We start from the raw sequence: 20,384 nt of genomic DNA on the forward strand, positions 1-20,384 counted from the left end.
AGCAGGTATGGCGTGTTGCGGAGAATCTCACGCAGCGGCCGCCACGGGCGCGGCGGGTGGATTCTTTTGAATGTCTTCAGGCTTCGGTAGATCAGCTTTCCGGTAATTGAAAAGCAGGAGCTGTCCTGTTTCTTCACGTCTTTTTTTCCAATCCTACCGGCCCAATCCCTATCGGCAAATCAAAGCTGAATACAGAGCCCTTGCCCACAATGGAACTGACCGATATGGTACTTTTGTGCCCTTCCAGAATGTGCTTAACAATGGCCAGCCCCAGCCCTGTTCCGCCTTTTTCCCGCGACCGGCTCTTTTCTACCCGGTAAAAACGTTCGAAAATTCGCTTCAGGTCTTCCGGATGGATGCCCATGCCCTGGTCTTTGATTTTGACGGAGAGGTGGTTTTTGTGGCTTTTTAACTGAATGGTCACCTCTCCTTTTTCTTTGTTGTATTTGATGGCATTGGAGATCAGGTTTTGGAGCACCCGGAATATTTTTTCCCGGTCGGCATGGGTGAAATAAGATTCCTCAGGAACATGCTGGAAATGAATCCGTATCCCCCGCTTGTGGGCCTTGCCTTCCAGCTGTTCGATGACTTCCAATAGGGTTTCCCGCAGGTCAAAATGAATCGGATGAAAGCGAATAAAACCACTTTCGATCTGGTTGATAGTGATCAGATCCTGTACCAGATTTTCCAGGTTGTTGAGGCTTTTGGCAGCCCGCTTCAAAAACTTACCCCGTACGCTGTGGTCTTCCACCGCGCCGTCAAGCAGCGTGTGGATATAGCCCTGTGCGGCAAATATTGGGGTTTTTAATTCATGCGAAATATCGGCAATAAACTCCTTTCGAAAGGTTTCGTTTTTCTGAAGCGTTTCGATTTCCCGGTTTTTCGCGGCAGCATATTCGTTGATGTTGGTCTGAATGCTTTTCAGGGGGGGGAGAGAGGTTTTGATTTTTTTCACTCCTTTGAAGGACAGGTCCTTACGTTGGATTTTTTCCAGTACGTTGTAAATATTGCTGATTTCCTTAAACACCAGAAACTCCAGACTCAGGTGGATGATCAGGTAGGAAATGGAAAAGGAAAGAGCGCCGGTAGCCAGCAGGACCACGGAGCCTACTTCGTCAATCAGGGATAAAAAGGCCACCAGAAGCAAGGCGATGGATACGGCCAGTACAAAAGCGATTCCCCTGGAAGTACTGAACATGCCCGGTTTTAAATTAGGTTGAACTTGTACCCGACGCCTTTAACGGTGAAAATGTAGTCATCGCCAATTTTTTCCCGGACCTTTCGGATGTGTACGTCCACCGTTCGTGCGAGGACAAATACATCTGCTCCCCAGATATTCTTGAGTAATTCATCACGGCTGAATACCATGTTGGGGTTTTTTGCCAGGAAGTACAGCAGTTCAAATTCTTTTTTGGGAAGGATAATGGTCTTGCCAGCTTTGGATATGGTGTAGCTGCTTCGGTCGATCACCAGGTCCCGGATTTCTATTTTGGTGCTGTCCGGCTCTTTTTTATTGTCGCGCCGAAAAAGGGCTCCGATCCGGCTGACCAATGCGCGGGGTTTGATGGGCTTGTGAATGTAATCGTCAGCTCCCACGTCAAAGGCAGCGACCTCCGAGTATTCCTCGGACCGGGCTGTCAGAAAAACGATAAAGGTATTTTTCAGCTCGGGAATATCCCGGATCTGCCGGCAGGTTTCCACGCCATCCTGATAGGGCATCATGATGTCCAGAAGGATAAGGTCTGGCTGAAAAATCCGGGCTTTTTTGACGGCTTGAACGCCGTCCGTGGCGGCGCGTACCTCGTAGCCCTCTTTTTCCAGATTGTAGGTGACGATTTCGATGATATCTTCTTCGTCGTCTACCACCAGGACCTTTAACGTCGGTTTGTCAGTCATGGATCAAAAATAACAGTAATTTAAACGCACGGTACAAAGGTAGGTAAAATATAAAAAAATGGTACCTTCCCGAGCGAGGTTTGACCGCGCTAGGGGTATTTACTTACCCGAATTTTTCAGATATGTTGGATAATTGTTAACACTTTGTTACTCAATTGTTACGTAATCCTTCTGCCGACACTATGTCCATATTGATGGAGCCTACTACCATGCTGGCCTTGATTTTTACCGGAATGCGATTTTCGTCGGCGGTAATCCACATTCTGATGGGTTTTTTACCCCGGAATAACTTATTGCTGGGCATTACCGGACTGAACACATGCGTATCGAAGTCGCCGATTGACGTGGACACCTGATCCTTCCCCTCGTATATTAACTTTAGGTTATAATTTTTCTTGTCAAAAAATCCCTTGATCCCAATTTCGTCGCCTTTTTTTAGGCTCTTGAAATCCATGGTACGGAGCAGGTAATACCCGCTTACGATATCCTGGACCCGATGGGGCACATCAAACGATTCGGTTTTTACCAATTCCTTGTTTTCCCGATCGTATAGTTTCACGGTGGCGGATTGATTTTCCTGATCAAAATCAATAACCTCGTGTTTTCGGTAATTTCCTTCCTCGATGTGGCGATACGCCCGGTACGGGACGATCCGGGCGGTATCAATATAGCTGCCCCAATTGTCTTTCACGTAAAAGAGTTTGAAAATGCTAAGCGTTCTGCCGTAGACATCTATTTTGTATGCAGGCCGATCGTCTACCTGGTGGATTTCATCCGATATCACCATTTTGGCTTCCGCTGCGTTGATAAAAAAGTAGCTGACATTGAAGGTCAGGGACTCTCCTTTACCAAATGCCTGATTTTTCCGTAGCGGCCCGGGGTCTGGCGCCTGGCTGTTTCCCAGGGAAAGAAGCATCAATAAGACGAAATGCAGCTGTATGACCATGCGTTTTTTTAAAAGATCGCTTCAAAGTCCGTACCATTTTGACTATCAATGGACCGGAAAGGTTTCATCAAATGTATACTAACGAAATCATAAAACAATGGTTATCCGAAGTTGTGAATGATCCCACGAATGGTTACTTTCACAGTATCAATTGATCGAGTTAAACTTCTGAAGATACATGCTATGAGTGCGAACGCGGAAAAATTAAAAGCATTGCAGCTGACCCTGGACAAGCTGGAAAAGGCCTATGGAAAAGGCACGGTAATGAAACTAAGCGATAACGTGGTGCTGGACGTACCGGCCATTTCCACGGGTTCCTTGGGTTTGGACATGGCGTTGGGTATTGGCGGCGTACCCAGAGGCCGGGTGATCGAAATTTACGGGCCGGAATCCTCGGGCAAAACCACCCTTTCCATGCACTGCATTGCGGAAGCTCAGAAGGCAGGAGGCCTGGCGGCATTTATCGATGCCGAGCATGCCTTTGACAAGTCCTATGCGGAAAAACTCGGCATTGACATCGAAAATTTGTTGATATCCCAGCCGGACAACGGCGAGCAGGCCCTGGAGATCGCCGAGCACCTCATCCGCTCGGGAGCCATCGACATTATTGTGATCGATTCGGTGGCAGCCCTGGTACCGAAAGGAGAACTGGAAGGGGAGATGGGAGAGTCCAAAATGGGCCTTCAGGCCCGGTTGATGTCGCAGGCCCTGCGTAAACTGACCGGAGCGATCAATAAAACAGGCTGTGCCTGTATTTTTATCAACCAACTTCGGGAAAAAATCGGCGTGATGTTTGGCAATCCCGAAACCACCACCGGTGGTAATGCGCTGAAATTCTACGCGTCGGTGAGGCTGGATATCCGAAGAATCGGGCAGATCAAAGAAGGTCCGGACAGTATTCTCGGTAACCGAACCAAGGTGAAAGTGGTAAAAAACAAGGTGTCGCCGCCTTTCAAGGTGGTGGAATTCGATATCATGTACGGAGAAGGTATTTCGAAAGTGGGTGAAATCATCGATTTGGGCGTGGAATTTGACATTGTCAAGAAAGCAGGTTCCTGGTTTTCCTACGAAGGAAACAAACTGGGACAGGGTAGGGATGCGGTCAAGACGCTTCTACTGGACAATCCGGAACTCATGGACGAGCTGGAGCTAAAAATCAAGGAAAAGGCAGGTATCCTTAAAGACAACAAGGAAAAAGCAAAATCAAACGGCAAATCCAAGAAAGAAGAATGACACAAGGAGTCCGGTAGCTGCTAGGCCATGCGGATGGCCTCTACCGGATCCATTTTAGCCGCCAGCGAAGCAGGAATGATGCCCGAGGCAATGCCAATCGCTGAAGATAAGCCCACTCCCAAAAGGACATTCTTAAAGCTAAGGATGATCTCCAGATTGCCCAGGGAAACAAAGGTGGTCCCGAACACGATCAATAGCCCGGCCAGGCCCCCGATTAAACTCAGAAAGGTAGCCTCGAACAGGAATTGCATTAAAATGAAATAGTTTTTGGCTCCCAGTGATTTTTGTATACCGATGATTCCGGTTCGTTCCTTTACCGAGACAAACATGATGTTAGCAATACCGAATCCCCCGATCAAAATCGAGAATCCTCCGATCACCCAGCCGGCGATGGAGATAACTGCGAAAATAGAACCGACGGCGTCCTGAATAAATTCCGATTTGTTCAACGCAAAGTTGTTTTCTTCCGTCGGGCGCAGCCCACGTTTCGCCCGGAGTAGGCCGGCCATTTCATTCTCCAGGGCAATCAAGCCCGGGTCGTCGTCCCGGCCCTTGACCGCTATCGTAGGTTCAATCCCGTTTTTCCCCACGTAGAACAGTTTGTTAAATGCACCGTAGGGCACCAGCAGGGCTTCGTCTTTTGAGGGGGTGTCAAACAACCCCTCGCCTTCCTCCTGCAGGATACCGATAACGATAAATTTTAATCCCTTGATCTTAAATTCTTTTCCCAGGGCATTTTGGTTCGGAAACAGTGCATTGGCGATTTTCACACCGATGATGGATACGTTTCGGGACGCATTGATCTCCATGGGTGTAAAGAAACGTCCCTCTTGGATCGGGATATCGTAGACCGCTTTGTGGTTTTGTACCACTCCATCCAGGTTGGCCTGTTCGAAAGCATTGCTACCTGCTTTTACTGTGGTACGGGTCGAGGCAAAGATCGTGACCGAGGAGGCACTTTTCAGCCGTTCGTTCAAAAAAACGTATTCGGAATAATTTGACGGAGGTCTGCGAAAATAGCGCCACCAGGGATATTGGGAGGGACCCGAGGAAAAGGGGAAACGATCCACCCGAATGACATTGCTACCCAAAAAGGTGAGGCTGTCTTTGATGTTGCGTTCCAGTGAATCCACCAGGGTAAACACCGCGATGATGGCAAAAATCCCTACCGTTACTCCAAGCAGGGAAAGGATGGTCCGGGTAAGGTTTGATTTCAACGCTTGCATCGCAAAGCGAAGACTTTCCCAGATAAGACGAATGACGATCAAATTCCTGAATATTTAAAACAATTCGACAAGATAAGTAGAAAAAGGCTAAATTCTTACTATCTTTGCATTTTTTACGATAATTACGTTCACTCGTTATTTCCAAAATAAATACACATGAAGTTATCTGATTTCAAATTTGAAATTCCTAAAAAGCTTATTTCCTTGTATCCTCCGGAAAACCGGGATGAATCCCGACTAATGGTGATCCATCGGGATACCGGAAAAATAGAGCATCGGGTGTTTAAGGATATCATTGAGTATTTTGGTGAAGGCGATGTATTTGTCACCAACAATACAAAAGTGTTTCCTGCCAGGCTCTACGGGAATAAGGAAAAGACGGGGGCAAAAATTGAAGTCTTCCTGCTACGGGAGCTTAATCAGGAACTTCGCCTGTGGGACGTGTTGGTCGATCCCGCACGAAAAATACGGGTCGGTAATAAGCTGTATTTCGGAGACAGCGACCTGGTTGCAGAGGTGATCGACAATACCACCTCCCGGGGAAGAACCATACGGTTTTTGTTTGACGGTACCGATGAGGAGTTTTACAAGACCATCGACACCCTTGGAGAAACACCCATTTTGAAAGAATTCATCGAACGTGACGTGGTCGACTCGGACCGGGAGCGGTACCAGACCATCTTTGCCCAGCACGTTGGGGCGGTGGCAGCGCCTACTGCGGGTTTGCATTTCACGCCGCACCTACTAAAACGATTGGAAATCAAAGGTGTGGAAGTTAGTCCGATTACCCTACACATTGGGTTGGGGACCTTTCGGCAGGTAGACGTGGAGGACCTGACCAAGCATAAAATGGATTCGGAAAACTACGACATTCCTCAGGAAACCGTCGAGCTGGTCAACAAAGCGTTGGACGCCAAAAAACGGGTAGTTGCGGTGGGAACCACCTCACTCAAGACCATCGAATCCTCTGTGACCGCCAATGGCCGGTTAAAATCCAGTAGCGGATGGACGGATAAATTCATCATTCCCCCCTACGAGTTTAAGATCGCCAATGCGCTGATCACCAACTTTCACCTACCCGAATCGACTCTGTTGATGACGGCATCAGCTTTCGGTGGGTACGATTTGATCATGAAAGCCTATCAGGAAGGCATTAAAGAAAATTACAAATTTTTCAGCTATGGCGATGCCATGCTGATTCTCTAGCCAACCGCCGCGCGGTTCTGAGATAGAAAAAGACGCTATTCGGTTTAACCGGCTGGCGTTTTTTTATGGCGCCTTACCCCGTCTGAGGAGGGGTGGATGGAACGACTTAGGAAACGCTCACATCGTCTTCGAATTTTTCCAGTGCCTCCGGACGGGCCACCACGTAGACAATGTCTCCCAGTTTGATCTTGGTGTCCCCGTGAATATCTGTATCGGTGGTACCGCCCCTCTTGATAGCCACCAGATTGATTCCCGCTTTTTCCCGCAAATTGATGTCTTTGATGGATTTTCCGATAAAGGCCCCGTGGTCTTTTTCAATCTTGATTCCGGCAAAATTAATTTCAGGAATATCCAGGGCAATGGTGGACCCGCTATCGCCCTGCAAAGAACGAAATACTTCGTAATTGTGGTAGCGTACATCGTGGGTAAAGTCATCGATTTCGCCTTTGGGGACCAGGTATTTGTTCAACACGCGGGTAAATATCTCGATGGAAGTTTCAAATTCCTCCGGTATCACCTCATCTGCGCCAAGTTTTAGCATGGCTTCGATTTCGTTTACATACCGTGTTCGCACGATGATAAAGACGTTTTGGCTATCGGTACGTATATTGGTGATGATGTTCCGGGTCGCTTCGTGGTTGGATATGGCGATGACCGCCACCCGGGCTTTGTGGATATTCACGTGTTCCAACACCACCTGGTTTGCGGCATCGCCGTACATGATCGGTTCTCCCTTTGCTGCTTCTACCCGCACGGTCTCGGGGTTCATTTCGATGATGGCATAGGGGATATCCGCACGTTTTGCCGCTCTTGCCAGGTTTCTCCCATTCAACCCAAAGCCGATGATGACCAGGTGGTCGCTCAGGCGTTCGGGTTCGATTTGACCGGTCGGAACATTGATTTTTTCGCCAAACCGGGCTTTGATTTTTTGAGGTAACGGGATGTTGAGGACCCGGCAAGCCAGGTTTTCTTTTTGCTTTAGCACGAAGGGCGTAATGATCATGGTGAAAATCGAAATCGCCAGAAAGTACTGATAGGTCATGGGATCCAGAAGTTTGTATTCAAGTCCTTCCTTTGCCAGCAACAAAGAAAATTCACCCACCTGGAATATGGAGAAACCCACGACAAATGCATCCTTGAAGTTACTGCCGATGGATTTGACGGCAATGGCAGCAACCAAAAATTTCAGCACCACGGTCAGTACCACCAAAAACAGAATCACCAAAAGGTGGTCGATCAGAAAACTGAGATCGAACAGCATGCCCACGGACACGAAAAAGAAGCTCAGAAAGATCTCCCGGAAGGGTAGTATTTTACCGGTGGCATGGTGGCTGTATTCCGATTCACTAATGATCAGCCCGGCTAGAAAGGCGCCCAGACCCAGGGACAGACCCAGTAAGGAGGTCACATAGGCTACCGCAAAACAAATAACGATGATGCTCAACAAGAATAGTTCTTCGTTTTTGGACTTTGCTACACGGAACAGAAGCTGCGGAATCAGGTACTTGGCGCTAAGAATGGTCAAGACGATGACCAGCCCTGCTTTGAGTGCCATGAAGGTAAGAGAAAGCAGGATATTGTCCGATTCCCCCGCCAGCATGGGTGTAAAAAGCACCAGGGGAACAATGATGATGTCCTGAAAGATCAATATGGCCAGTGTGGTACGGCCGGACAGGCTATTGATCTGTCCGGTTTCCTGGAGCAGTTTCAACACAATGGCCGTACTACTGAGGGCAAACAGGAAGCCAAAAAATACCGCTTTGTTCCAGTCGTAGCCGAAGGCGTAGGTGATCAGACTGGTCACAGCAATCGTCAGGATCACCTGCAGGCTGCCACCGATGAAAACGGCCTTTTTGATGGCCATCAGGCTTTTTAGGGAAAATTCCATCCCGATGACAAACAGTAAAAGAATTACCCCGATTTCGGACAATACGTCCACTGCAGTGGAAGCATCCACCAGGGAAAGACCATAAGGCCCGGCAATGGCTCCGGTCAGCAAATACCCGATGATGGTGGGTAGCTTGAGGCGCATAAAAAGCAGTATTACCAACGTTGCCAGTCCAAAAATGACAACAATGTCGGATAGTAAGGGGATTTCGGTAGCTGCAAGTATAAAGGATAGCATGGATAGGTCGGTTAAAAAGAGTTACTGCTCAAATTTACCAGAATATAGTGAAAATTTGGCGGATATGGGAGCGGAAAATTCCCGTGAAAGCCATTGGAAGGAAGATTAGCGTGCAATCACATTCAATACGCGATTCCTAAACGCCTGTAAATGAAGTGCATCAGCCAGGCAGGACCGATGAGTAGCGACTGCAGGTCCGTCAGCAGCGAAGATTTTTTTCCTTCGATGCGATGGCCACGTAACTGGACCATCCCGGCAGTAAGAAACAGGAAAAGGCAAAAGATCCAAAGCGAAAAGGGAAGGAGCAGGGATAGCAAGCTTGCCATTGCGAGGCACAGGGCAGCAAACAGAAACATCCCCAGTGCCAGGGGAGGAGAAAGCGTGAGGTAGTATACCAGTACCAGCAATAATACCGGAGTGGCCCAATTGGCAAAATGGCTGAGCAAAAACTCCATTTCCTCCATGGGTCCCGGAGGGATGCTGTACAATAAGCCCACGACACTAAAAAACATCGCTGGCACGCAAAACCAACGGATGGTTCTGTTGGCAGGATGCTGATGGCTGATGTCGTACGCTTGCAGGAGTCCGTCTATCTTTCTCATGAATCCGGTCCTTGTCACCAAATTAAGTCATGGTAAGTTATGAAAAATAATTGAAATGTGTGAGTTGATGATTAAAAACAAAATTTTGTTTTAAAATCATTACAGTTAATTTAAATAACAAAGAGAATTGAAGGTGCCGGCTGGAAATTCATATTTTTTTTTAACTTTAGGCTTCACTTTTCATCCACCGATGGCCATGGGTACACAAGCAAAACGTCCGACTATTTGGGAAGCACTGTTTCCACTGCTTTTTCTGATCGTCCTTTTGGTGATCAATATCAGTGTTTTTGGAACAGACGGGTTGCTGGGCTCCAATCAACTGGTATTGGTCATTTCTTCCGGAGTAGCAGGCCTGGTGGCAGTCTTCCGGCTGGGCATCAACTGGGGTACGATTCAGGATGGCATGATAAAAAGTATATCCTCTGCCATGTCGTCCATCCTGATTTTGCTGTTGATCGGTTCGCTCGCCGGTACCTGGATGCTGAGCGGAATTGTTCCTGCCATGATCTATTACGGACTTCAGGTACTGAACCCAACCATATTTTTGCTGGCTGCCTGTGTGGTCTGCGGAGTGGTTTCCATCGCCACGGGGAGTAGCTGGACGACCGTAGCCACCGTAGGAGTGGCCCTTCTTGGCATCGGCAAGGCCCTGGGATTTGGTGAAGGGATTATTGGCGGAGCCATTATTTCGGGCGCCTATTTCGGGGATAAAATGTCACCGCTGTCAGACACCACCAACCTGGCCCCGGCCATGGCAGGAACGGACTTGTTTACCCACATCCGGCACATGGTGAAAACCACCGTGCCGTCGATTTCCATTACCTTGCTGATTTTTGGGGTGATCGGGGTATGGGGAAAGCCGGAGGGGACGGTAGGGCAGGTAAAAGCCATTTCCAACGTGATTTCGGATACCTTTGTGGTGAACGGCTGGTTGTTTATCGTGCCGGTTTTGGTGTTGGTGCTCATCATTAAAAAAGTACCGGCCATCCCTACCCTGCTTGCGGGCGCGCTGTTGGGAGGGATTTTTGCATTGATTTTTCAGGGAGAGGTGATTCGAAGCCTTTCCTCGGAAATGGGTGGAGGTGCCTTGCTGCGCTCTTTTCGGGTGGTCATGCAGGCCCTGTTTGGTGACACGGCCATCGTCACCTCCAATGCCATCGTAAACGACTTGCTGGTCACCGGCGGCATGGCCGGGATGCTGTACACCGTATGGCTGATTCTTTGTGCCATGGTTTTTGGCGGCATCATGGAAGTCAGCGGCATGTTAAAAGTCATCGCCGAGGCGGTAATCGGAAAAGTGAATTCGGTAGGCTCGCTCATTGCAGCCACCGCAGGCACCGGATTCTTTTTCAATATCACTACCTCGGACCAATACCTGGCCATTCTTGTTCCCGGCAGAATGTATGCAGATATTTACCGAAAAAAAGGTTTAAAGGGCGAAAACCTAAGCCGAACACTGGAAGATAGCGCCACCGTAACATCGGTGTTGATTCCCTGGAATACCTGTGGGGCCACGCAGGCCTCCGTGTTGGGCGTAGCCACCCTGACCTATGCCCCGTACTGTTTCTTTAATATCATCAGTCCCTTAATGACGATTTTGTTTGGGTATTTTAACTGGGGAATCAATTACTATTCGAAAGAAGAAATGAAACTGCTTAAGGAAGAGGAGGTGTTGGTATGATACCCATGAAAATCACCAAAGAAGAGGTAAATGGCTTGGACATTGGCGCTTTTCCGGGAAAGATTCTGCTGGTGCGGGACCTGGATGACCTGCGCCGAATGGAGAAGGACCTGTCCAGGCAACAATTCATCGGTTTCGACACCGAAACCAGGCCGGCGTTCCGACGGGGTGTTTCCTATGACGTGTCGCTGCTGCAGTTGTCCACCCGGGATACGGCTTACCTTATCCGGTTAAACGAGCTGGGTTTTCCCATTCAGGCCAAATCTGTGCTGGAGGACCCGAATACAGTGAAAGTGGGAGCGGCGGTAAGGGACGACATAAAAGCCCTGAAAAAACTCTCCGCGGGTTTTTCTCCGGATGCTTTCTTTGATCTTAATGAGGAATTACGTCGAGTGGGTTTTCTCAACGTAGGGGTGCGCAACCTGAGCGCGATGGTATTGGGAATCCGAATTTCAAAATCCGAGCAAGTTTCCAACTGGGAGGCACCTTCCCTGACGGAAAAACAGCAACTGTATGCCGCCACGGATGCCTGGGCATGCCTGGAAATCTTCCTCAAATTGTACAAAGAGGGATACCTGGACGATATCTTTTCTATGTGACGATTGTTAGTGCGGGAATCGTTTGCAGCAGTGCCCTGATTTCAGCGGATTTTGCCTGTGGGCATTCCAACGAGAGCCGGCAGCCGGTATCAAAATGTTGCGCAGTGATTTTAAGGTCGTGACGCTGGATCAGGTGCATTACCTCGTCCATGGACAGGTACTCAAAGCGGATGTCGATACGGGCCAGACAGGTTTGTTCGATCACCTCCCCTGCATTCAGGGCAGCGGCGGCAGCGGCCTTGTAGGCTTTCACCAGTCCGCCTACCCCCAGTTTTATCCCGCCAAAGTACCGTACCACTACTACCAGCGCGTTGGTCAGCTCCCGGGACCGGAGTTGTCTCAATATAGGGTCTCCAGCGCTGTGGTGGGGTTCCCCGTCATCATTGGCCCGATGTACTTTCCGGTCTTTTCCCAGGACGTAGGCATAACAGTGGTGTCGGGCATCGTGGTAGGATTTCCGAAGTTGATCCAGGATTTGCTGCACTTCCGATTCGTCGCTTACCGGGTAGGCAAAGGACAGAAACTTACTTCCTTTTTCTTTATAATCGCCCGTCGAAGCGGATTTTAGGGTCAGGTAGCGATCTTCCATGATTCGAATGGTGCCGGTCGGTTTAGAATTGCTAATTTAGCGAAATATAACGAATCGTTCCGCCTGCATTCCAAGCCCTTTCATGCAGTACCAAAACGGCCCATCGCTTACAGATGGACGGGTAGTAACTGAGCAGCTGGGAATGTTGGAAAGTGCCACTGTAGCCTGTTTTTCCAATGGATCGGCATCAATTACCTGCCCAACCGCTTGTCTCCGTGATCTGTACCTGCTACAACCAGGCATCCTACCTGAATGCAGCACTGGACAGCGTAGTGCAGCAGGTGTACCCCTCGATGGAACTGCATATCATCGACAATGGGAGTACTGATGTATCCCGTAAGTTCATCCTCGCCTGGCAGCAGAAAAACGCCGGCAAACTACCCATTCGTTGTCAGTTTCAGGACAGCCCCATCAATTATTGCCAATCCTTCAACCGGGCGCTTGCGCAGAGCAGTGGCGATCTGGTACTGGATTTGGCTGCCGACGATTTTCTTCACCCCCGGCATGTAGCCGAGGCGGTGAAGCGACTCAAAGAAACGAAGGCTTCGGTGTATTTTTGCAACGTGCTTCACCTGTATCCGGACGGACGTACCCGGGCCTTTTACCCGGTGGATGCTTCCGGGAAAGCGATCGGCCCGGTTCCCCAGGGCGATGTGTTTGCCTCCGTGGTAGAAAGATACCGGATCAGCTCTGCCTCACTGGTCCTGAACGCTTCGGTGCTCAAGGCTGCCGGCGGCTACGACGAGACCTTGGTCTACGAAGATTTCGATTTGCTGGTACGGATGGCTCGCGATCAGGCGTTTGTCTATGGAGACCTGTTGGGGGTCACCAAACGAGTCCTGCCGGATTCTTTCTCCAGACAACAGTACCGGGCGGGAGAAACCCGTTTTTTGTCTTCCACGCTCCGGGTGTGTGACAAGATTGCCTCGATGCTTCGTACCGAGGAGGAGGTGCAGGCCCTGAAATTTCGGTTGATTCACGAGACCAAACACGCCCTGGCCTCGGGCAATTTCGCCAGTGCCGCCGGATTTTTGAAGCGATACCCCAACCGCAGGTTGGGGGACTGGCGGTATTATTTCTACAAGGGTTGGCTGGCGAGTGGATGGGATTTTTCGCGTTTGTACGCCTGGTGGAGGAGACGCAGGGACTTATAACTGACCCACAATGACTTCCTGCATGGTCGACGGGGAAAAATAGGCAGAGCCGATTTCCCGCAAGCGGTCCCCATCAAAATCCTTGATAAAGGCCAGTTGTTGGGTGAAGACCGAAAAATCCAACCCTTCAAAATGCACCCGCTGGAAGTGGCTCATCAGGTCAAAGGGATTGCTAAAACCGGATAGTAGCGTGCCGGCCAGGTAGTTTTTTACGATTTCCAACTCGTCTGGCGGAATCGGATCGGCGATCAGGCGCTGGATTTCTTTGTATACCTCCCGAATGACCTCGTCTCCGAATCCTCCTTTCACGTCTGCAGATACCATCCAGTAGCCGCCGCCGTTTACATTTCCCAGGAAGCTGTTGATTCCATAGGTGTAGCCTTTCTCCTCCCGGATGTTTCGGATGAGGCGGCTGCCGAAATAGCCACCCAGGACCGTATTGAAAAACGAGAGGGTTTGGTAGTCCGGATGCGCCATAGGGATCATCCATTTGCCCATCCGTATGCTGGATTGCACGGCTTTAGGCTTTACCTCCGTCTGCCGGCTCGCCGAGTCCGCATTGAATGCGGGTGGGGGTAGAGGGGGATCCTTCCGGCAAGGCAGGCTGGCAAACTGCTCCTCCAAAAAAAGCAGTTCCCCTTCTGAAAGATCACCGGTGACAAACAGCTGGGGGACGGTAAGAAAACCGTTCTGGTAATACGCGATCAGCTGTTCGCGCGAGACCGCATCCACGTCTTCTTCCGAAGGATGCCGCCCAAAGGGGTGCTCCTTGCCAAAAAGCCCGGCACGAATGAGCTGATTGGCCCGCGCACCCGTTTGCTCTTGCTGAATGCTAAGGCTTAATTTCTTTTGGGATTTCCGTTTTAAAAAATGTTTTTCCGGAAAGACAGCATCGGTAAATAGGGACCGGAATACGGGCAACACATTTTTCAGATGCTTTTTGGTCGTTACCAGGCCCAGCCCATGCCGCTCAAATCCCGAAAGGATTTCTACTTCCGAGCCGTGAAAATCAAAGAAATCATCCAATTGATCCGACGGCAAAGCTCGGGTTCCCTCCGGTAACATGTGCAGGGTAAAAAAGGAAACCAAGGGATTGTAAGGTTGGTCTGTTTGGAAATGGACCGGAAAGAGTACTTCCACTTTCACCGCATCAATGGTGGGGGAAGGATTGTAATACAAGCGCATCCCTCCGGGCAACAGACGACATTCGGGTGGTTTTAAGTCAATTTCATCGGGTAGTACAAAGGGAGGAGCCTGACTGCGGTCTATGCTCATCGCGGTACGTTGAATAAAAGTGAGAACCGAAGGGTCTCTGCCAACGGATGATTCTGTACCTGAGGGACCAGGTAAGAAAAATCAAATCCGAGGCGGTTAAACACGAAACCCACCCCCATGGTGAAATAACGGCGACCTCCTTTTTTGGGGTTTTCGTAAAAATAGCCCGCGCGCACCGCAAATTTATCGTCGTAGGAGTATTCCGTACCAAAGGAAATCATGATTTCCTGCATTTCTTCCCGAAATCCATCCGGGGCATCAAAGGGCGAGCCAAACATGCCGCTTATCAGGGGTCGGGCAGGGCCCTTCCCGGCAGCAATGACGGGCTGATTGGTGGAAGGGTCCAGCACCAATTGTCCGTTTTCGTCAATCTCGTATAGTGGAGGAGTGGGCACCAGCATTTTGTTCAAGTCCAAAGCGAAAGTGATGGTATTCATCTCGTCCATGGGAATCTGCAGTGCAGACCCAATGCGCAAATTCGTTGGGAGGTAATCCAGGTCTTCTGCGCTGTTGTAGGTGATCTTTGGACCAATGTTGGAGATATTGATACCCCAGGAAAGATTCGCCTCTTTGTCCGAAAGGATGATTTCCGAGGTATGGTATAGCCCCACATCGGTGCCTACACTGACTCCAGGCCTGCTTTCGTTACCGCCGGCAGAACTTAGGTTCCCGGAAAGATTGGAGTGAATAAAGCGGGCACTGATACCCAGGGCCAGGTTGTCCGACAGCTTTCTGGAATAGGTGCCACCGATGGCGATGTCTCGTGGGCTAAAATCGCCGAGGGCATTGCCCCTGGAGTCGGTCAGCTGAATGTCCCCCATGTTGAAATACCGCAGGTCCAGCCCAAAGGCCGATACATCGTCGATTCGCTTGTATCCGGTCAGGTAGTTCAGAGACATGTCGGGTACCAAACGTCCCAACCAGGGTGAGTAAGACAGCGAAAATCCCATGTCATCTTCAATAAATGCGAGTTTGCCCGCATTCCAATGCGCCGAGTTTACATCCGGACGGGTAGCTACACCGGCATCTCCCATCGCCGAATGCCTGCTGTCCGGCGCAAAGTTAAGAAACGGTACCGCCGTGATGATCACTCGCCGGTCAACATCTTGTCCGGAGAGCTGGGGGATCGTGATCTGTGCCTGACTTTCCGCCTGAAAGGCGGCGAAAGCCATAAAAAAAGTTAACGTTTGAAGAATGGTTTTGCTCACTTTCATCGAATAATAATTTTTCCTCCCGTTCTTCCCGAAGTGCCGTCTCCTTCAGAAACGAGTTCTAATTGGTAAAGATAAGTTCCTTTTGCCGGATATTTGGTTTTGCTTTGTAAAAATATCCATTGAATGTCTGTTAAAAACCGTTCGGCTTTTGGAAAACGCCGCTGCAACGAAAATATTTCATGGCCGGCGGAAGAATGTATATGTAATTTTAACTGGAGATTGTCACCCGGCTGGTTGTGGGACACCAGGAAGGATACCTGCTCGGATGCGGGGTTGGGGTAGGCCAGCACCGTTTCTACCTGAAGTCTCCGGCTCCCTTCTACCCGTAGGGACTGCCTGCGCGTGGAAACGTTGCCCTGTAGGTCACTGCTGCTGACCAGGATTGTGTTTTCTCCTTCCGTCAGGCCTTCCAGTAGAAATTTAACATAGCCCTGCTGGTAGGTTCCCTCGGTCGCTGTGTAAAAATCCGTTACCGACACGGGCGGGTTATCGTTGATCTGTAGGGTAATTCCCTCCGCGATTCCGGCCTGTATTCCCGAAGGGTCACGCAGGTAGATCCAAACGGGACTTTGGGTACTGGAGATGCGTTCCCGGTTTTCCAGACTGTCGAAAAGAAACAGCTCCATCTCGGGTCCGGTTGTATCCGCTACCCATTCATCCGATCCGGGTTTCAATGGGATCACTTCCCCTCCAAAGGCCTCCGCGGAACCATCTTCTTCCCGGGCATAAAGCATGATTTTCCCGGTGGCCAGCTCCTCCTCCAGGGAAGCATTGCCCAGCAGCAATTCCCCTTCAAACCGACCCTTTTCGATCCGACCCCTTCCCCGAAACAAAGGTTGGTAGTAGTCAAGAAAGGTGGTAGAGGGGCTTTCATTGCCGAGGGTTTCTACCGCTTTTGGTTCATTGTCTATTCGGATCTCGTACCTTCCATCAAAACCAACGATTTGGGCGCCGGTTAATGGGTCCTGGATTTCTCCCTGGTAAATCAGCCGTTGATTGCCAAAGAGGGTGTCGGTTTCGAGTCGGGCCTGACTGGTCAACAGTGCGGTGGTAGCGGCCCGTAAGTCGGGAAGCGCCAACCGAAGCGAGGGATCCCCCAGCAGGGAAAAATTCCGATTCAGCGCACCGGAAAGGCTTTCGTTTTTGGTCCGTTTGAAAATCTCTCCCAGGCTGAGGGTTCCATCCGCTTCAAATAAGGCGGCTATGAAAGCCTCGTTTAAGCGGAAATTTACACTGCTGAATACGGGTCTTCCGGTTGCCAATACAGCGATAGCCCCTTTGTTATGGGCAAAAAGCAGTTCTTCCGCGCCGGAACGCAAAAAGGGGCTGTCATGCCTTCCAAATTCACAGGTAGCGGTTACGAAAAGGGGGAAACGCCCGCTTTCCGGCCAGTCGTCTATGTCTGGCACGGTAAACAGCTCCTCTGCGGCCCAGGTCAGTTCGTTGCCGTGGCCGGTATAATTCACCAGAAGAAGGCCCTCTGAAAGTTCTTTTGCCAGGCTCCGTTTCGCTTCGGGAAGCGTAGGTTCGGAAGGGTGTTGTTCGAATTGGTCCAGATATAGTTTTCGGACGTCGACTTCCGGGTAATGCTCGTACAGAAAGGCGGCGTGCTGTTCCGCACCGCGAAGATGAATGTTATCATCCCCATCGTCTGCGATAAACAGAAGCTTCCTCCTCCAGGGGCCTACGCTTTCGGTTTGGTACCGGATGATCTTATCTACTGCTTCTGCCGCCTCCTCCGTCGTGATGGCGGGAATCCTGCCCACGCCGATGTCCAGCTCATGATCGCCGGCTTCGGATTCTTCCCATTCCCCTTTGCCCATACCTAAGAAGCCGAAAAAGTCGTCCGACCCGTAGGTGGTCAGTGGGTTAAGGCTGGATCGGGAACTATAGGTAGGTACCAGATTGGGTCGCCCACCTAATTTTTTTTTGTAATCGAAACTGCCTTTACCGAAAAAAAGCACGTTTTTGAGCCTTTTGCCCCTGTGCCATTGGTAGGCCAAAAAATTCCGGATGCTGCCGATATCGGGGTTTCCGTAGCCAAAAGCGTTGTAAATGTCCTGCGTTTGCACCACCTCGGCAGGTATTCCCTGGGAGTTTTTGAATCGGGAAAGTCGCGTTGCCTGTGCGGTAAGGGAAGCGGCGGTCACGATGATCAGTTCGGGCGTACCGGAAAGGAGTTGGTCCGGCGGGGTTACGGCGCTTGGGCGTGGTATTTCCGGCACCACCTCCGGATCAAAAACGGCCAGCTTTTCTGCATCGATGGCAGCTGCCTGGCCTGACCGCACCCGGTGGAAATCGCTCACATCCCAGAGTTGGTAGTCGTTCGTGATTGCAGGTAGGGGCTCCGGGGTCAAGCGGTAGTAAATCCCCGGGCCGATGGTTGCCGCCGTATAGGGAAACCCCAGTAGCAGGTACTTCAGATAGCCGGCTCCGTTTGGACTGGAGCTGGTATAAGTGAATTGCAGCGATAGGCCGTCGGCATCTTCCGATATCCTTGCCTCGGCATCAAAGCGGGCTTCTCTGCCTTTTACGGCATACCGGCCGTTCGGAACTGACGGAATCGTGAGTTCGCCAATCGGTGCTCCATTGACACGGAATTGAAACCGGCTGTCTTCAAAAGACTGCGCCATCATGCTGGCATGAACGGATACCATACCCTGCGGGCGTGCATCCGGCAAGGGGAAGGCGACGGTTTGCCCGCCGTTGGCGAAGGTCCGCAGCCCATACCAGGAGCGGCCCGAGGTCAGCAGGTTGTAGGTTTCCTCCCGAAAGGTTTGAAAGCGGTAAAGCAAGGCATCGGCATCGGGAGGCCGAATAGGGGTGCTTTCGCTGACATCCTGCACCCGATTTTCGGGTGGTTTTCCGGTTTGGATCATGTAGTACAAACTATCGGTGTAGGGATGTGCTTCGAGCCGGACTTCGCCTTCGTCTACCACGATGCGGTCGGGTTGCGCCAGAAACACGTACAGGTAGTCACCGATTCGTTTTTGGGGTAGTTCCTTTAAGCGAAACAGGCTACTATCAATTTTTTGCGGCAAGGCCCCTGGCTCTCCGTAAAAGCTGATTTCCTCCAACTCGCCCAAGCCCCAGGCAGAAGCCTGATCCTGGGAAAGACGGTAGATGCCTTCATTGGTAACTGGAAACACAAAATAATCCTGAGAAACCAAAGGGCCGGCGAAAAGGCTCAAAAAGCCCCAGAGCGCGGCGCCCGTACACATGGAAACGTTAGGTTTTCTCTTCATGTTTTTCCAACCGATTGCTGATCATGGACAGGAAGATATACGAAATTACCGCTATGGGAATACCTGCCCAGCCCCAGATAACGATCCCGAACAGCGAAATAAGCAGCATCAGGTACCGGAATTCGTTTTGTCTCCACCCAAAATGGGTGAATTTGAGCGCGAGCAGGGGTAATTCTGCTGTTAGTAAGTACGAAAAAATCAAGGTCAGGGATGAAAGTACCCAGGGATTGTTCCAGGTTTCCGAAAGAAACGCCACTTTTTGTCCCAAAAGCGGGAGCGTGGAAAAAAACAGTGCATTTGCGGGAGTTGGCAACCCGATAAAGCGATCGGTTTGCCGCTCGTCTATATTGAATTTTGCCAGGCGAATGGCAGACTGTATACCCAAAAGAAAGCCGACATAGGGAAGGTACACCGGGACGGCCATCGCCTGAATCTGGTAAAAAACAATAAAGGAGGGCAAGACACCAAAAGTAACCAGGTCTGCCAGCGAATCCAGCTGTTTGCCAATACCGCTCTGTACGCCAAGCAACCTGGCGGCAAAGCCATCAAAAAAATCGAAAACTGCAGCTGCCAAAATGAAATAGAATCCATACACGGGGCCCTTTTCCATCACGATGTGTATGCCAACCATCCCGGATAGAAGGTTCAGACAGGTAAGCAGGTTTGGAAGGTGTCGGAGGATACTCAAGAGAAGGCAGATTTACCTACGAATGGATTCGTTTCTTTTTCGTCTCCAATGCGGGTATTGGGCCCGTGGCCGGGGTAGACCAGTACCTCGTCCGGTAGGGCAAAGAGCTTCTGGCGAATGGACCGGATCAATGTTTCGTGATCGCCTCCCGGAAGATCGGTGCGTCCGATGCTTCCCTGAAATAGCGCATCTCCACCGATACAGCTTGCCGACTCCTCGTGATAAAACACCAGGTGTCCGGGCGAGTGGCCCGGTACCCAGATCGAAAGCAATTGGGTATTACCGAATTTGATCCATTCCCCTTCACGAATGTAGTGGTCGGCTTTGCTGGGCTGATACTGAGCAAATCCGTAATTGGCAGCATAGCTGCTAACCGCCTGGAGGACTGCTTCTTCCTCTTCGTGGTACCAAAGCGGAATATCGAACGTACTTTTTACAAAGGCATTCCCCAGGACATGGTCAATGTGGCAATGGGTATTAATCAATTTTACGGGGCTTAAATCATTTTTTGTAATGAAGTCAAGCAGCTCGCCTTTTTCCTGTTTTTCGTAGCAGCCAGGATCAATCACCAACGCCTCTTTCGTTTCGTCGTAGAGAAGGTAGGTGTTTTCTGCGAACGGATTGAATGTAAATGATTTAATTTCTAACATGATGAAATGATTTGAATTCCAGGGTCAAAATAACAAAGATTGAGTTAATTTAGCG

General features: G+C 50.2%; 17 protein-coding genes. 5 read left to right on the forward strand and 12 right to left on the reverse strand.

Going from position 1 to position 20,384, the window contains the following annotated elements:
* Positions 1-133: 133 nt before the first annotated feature.
* From ABWH99_RS08615 to ABWH99_RS08625, 3 genes are all read right to left on the reverse strand, one after another.
* Complete coding sequence (locus ABWH99_RS08615; protein WP_375585877.1) at positions 134-1,198, reverse strand: sensor histidine kinase; 1,065 nt, start codon at positions 1,196-1,198, stop codon at positions 134-136.
* A gap of 8 nt (positions 1,199-1,206) precedes the next feature.
* Positions 1,207-1,896, reverse strand: a complete 690-nt coding sequence (locus tag ABWH99_RS08620; RefSeq protein WP_375585878.1) for a response regulator transcription factor — start codon at positions 1,894-1,896, stop codon at positions 1,207-1,209.
* A 151-nt stretch (positions 1,897-2,047) separates the two neighbouring features.
* Entirely contained in the window at positions 2,048-2,842 is a 795-nt protein-coding gene (locus tag ABWH99_RS08625) for a DUF3108 domain-containing protein (protein ID WP_375585879.1), read from the reverse strand.
* 183 nt (positions 2,843-3,025) lie between these two features.
* On the opposite strand from ABWH99_RS08625, the gene recA reads away from it, so the two are divergent.
* Positions 3,026-4,075 carry a recombinase RecA gene (gene recA, locus ABWH99_RS08630; RefSeq protein ID WP_375585880.1) on the forward strand — a complete coding sequence of 350 codons (1,050 nt, stop codon included), beginning with the start codon at positions 3,026-3,028 and terminating at the stop codon, positions 4,073-4,075.
* A gap of 20 nt (positions 4,076-4,095) precedes the next feature.
* Here recA and ABWH99_RS08635 read toward each other — a convergent pair whose 3' ends face one another.
* On the reverse strand, positions 4,096-5,343 hold the full coding sequence (locus tag ABWH99_RS08635; RefSeq protein WP_375585881.1) for an ABC transporter permease: 1,248 nt from the start codon (positions 5,341-5,343) through the stop codon (positions 4,096-4,098).
* Between the two features lie 114 nt (positions 5,344-5,457).
* On the opposite strand from ABWH99_RS08635, the gene queA reads away from it, so the two are divergent.
* Positions 5,458-6,507 carry a tRNA preQ1(34) S-adenosylmethionine ribosyltransferase-isomerase QueA gene (gene queA, locus ABWH99_RS08640; protein ID WP_375585882.1) on the forward strand — a complete coding sequence of 350 codons (1,050 nt, stop codon included), beginning with the start codon at positions 5,458-5,460 and terminating at the stop codon, positions 6,505-6,507.
* Positions 6,508-6,613: 106 nt separating this feature from the next.
* Here queA and ABWH99_RS08645 read toward each other — a convergent pair whose 3' ends face one another.
* A complete protein-coding gene (locus ABWH99_RS08645; RefSeq protein WP_375585883.1) occupies positions 6,614-8,632 on the reverse strand; it encodes a cation:proton antiporter in 2,019 nt (672 codons plus the stop codon).
* Positions 8,633-8,754: 122 nt separating this feature from the next.
* Positions 8,755-9,234 (reverse strand): DUF962 domain-containing protein, encoded by a 480-nt coding sequence (locus ABWH99_RS08650; protein ID WP_375585884.1) that lies wholly within the window; start codon positions 9,232-9,234, stop codon positions 8,755-8,757.
* Between the two features lie 196 nt (positions 9,235-9,430).
* Here ABWH99_RS08650 and nhaC point away from each other — a divergent pair, with 196 nt between their 5' ends.
* Positions 9,431-10,915 carry a Na+/H+ antiporter NhaC gene (nhaC, locus tag ABWH99_RS08655; protein WP_375585885.1) on the forward strand — a complete coding sequence of 495 codons (1,485 nt, stop codon included), beginning with the start codon at positions 9,431-9,433 and terminating at the stop codon, positions 10,913-10,915.
* Complete coding sequence (locus ABWH99_RS08660; RefSeq protein WP_375585886.1) at positions 10,912-11,514, forward strand: 3'-5' exonuclease; 603 nt, start codon at positions 10,912-10,914, stop codon at positions 11,512-11,514. The genes nhaC and ABWH99_RS08660 overlap by 4 nt, the downstream gene beginning before the upstream one ends.
* On the opposite strand, the gene ABWH99_RS08665 is transcribed toward ABWH99_RS08660, so the two are convergent.
* Positions 11,507-12,103, reverse strand: a complete 597-nt coding sequence (locus tag ABWH99_RS08665) for an IMPACT family protein (RefSeq protein ID WP_375585887.1) — start codon at positions 12,101-12,103, stop codon at positions 11,507-11,509. The two genes, ABWH99_RS08660 and ABWH99_RS08665, sit on opposite strands and share 8 nt — an antisense overlap.
* Before the next feature lie 176 nt (positions 12,104-12,279).
* Between ABWH99_RS08665 and ABWH99_RS08670 the strand changes: the two genes are divergently transcribed.
* Entirely contained in the window at positions 12,280-13,257 is a 978-nt protein-coding gene (locus ABWH99_RS08670; protein WP_375585888.1) for a glycosyltransferase, read from the forward strand.
* Here ABWH99_RS08670 and ABWH99_RS08675 read toward each other — a convergent pair.
* Genes ABWH99_RS08675 through ABWH99_RS08695 form a run of 5 tightly spaced genes read right to left on the reverse strand, consistent with a single transcriptional unit; the run spans position 13,252 to position 20,329 of the window.
* On the reverse strand, positions 13,252-14,532 hold the full coding sequence (locus ABWH99_RS08675; protein WP_375585889.1) for a M16 family metallopeptidase: 1,281 nt from the start codon (positions 14,530-14,532) through the stop codon (positions 13,252-13,254). The two genes, ABWH99_RS08670 and ABWH99_RS08675, sit on opposite strands and share 6 nt — an antisense overlap.
* Complete coding sequence (porV, locus tag ABWH99_RS08680) at positions 14,529-15,746, reverse strand: type IX secretion system outer membrane channel protein PorV (protein ID WP_375585890.1); 1,218 nt, start codon at positions 15,744-15,746, stop codon at positions 14,529-14,531. Before porV ends, ABWH99_RS08675 begins: the two co-directional genes overlap by 4 nt.
* Positions 15,743-18,991, reverse strand: a complete 3,249-nt coding sequence (porU, locus tag ABWH99_RS08685; protein WP_375585891.1) for a type IX secretion system sortase PorU — start codon at positions 18,989-18,991, stop codon at positions 15,743-15,745. The genes porV and porU overlap by 4 nt, the downstream gene beginning before the upstream one ends.
* The gene (gene pssA / locus ABWH99_RS08690) at positions 18,975-19,679 is read right to left on the reverse strand and encodes a CDP-diacylglycerol--serine O-phosphatidyltransferase (protein WP_375585892.1); all 705 of its coding nucleotides are present in this window, start codon (positions 19,677-19,679) and stop codon (positions 18,975-18,977) included. Before pssA ends, porU begins: the two co-directional genes overlap by 17 nt.
* Positions 19,676-20,329, reverse strand: a complete 654-nt coding sequence (locus ABWH99_RS08695; RefSeq protein ID WP_375585893.1) for an MBL fold metallo-hydrolase — start codon at positions 20,327-20,329, stop codon at positions 19,676-19,678. The genes pssA and ABWH99_RS08695 overlap by 4 nt, the downstream gene beginning before the upstream one ends.
* Between the last annotated feature and the right edge of the window lie 55 nt (positions 20,330-20,384).

The sequence above is a fragment of the Cyclobacterium xiamenense genome (assembly GCF_042140265.1).
GTDB classification, from domain to species: domain Bacteria; phylum Bacteroidota; class Bacteroidia; order Cytophagales; family Cyclobacteriaceae; genus Cyclobacterium; species Cyclobacterium xiamenense_A.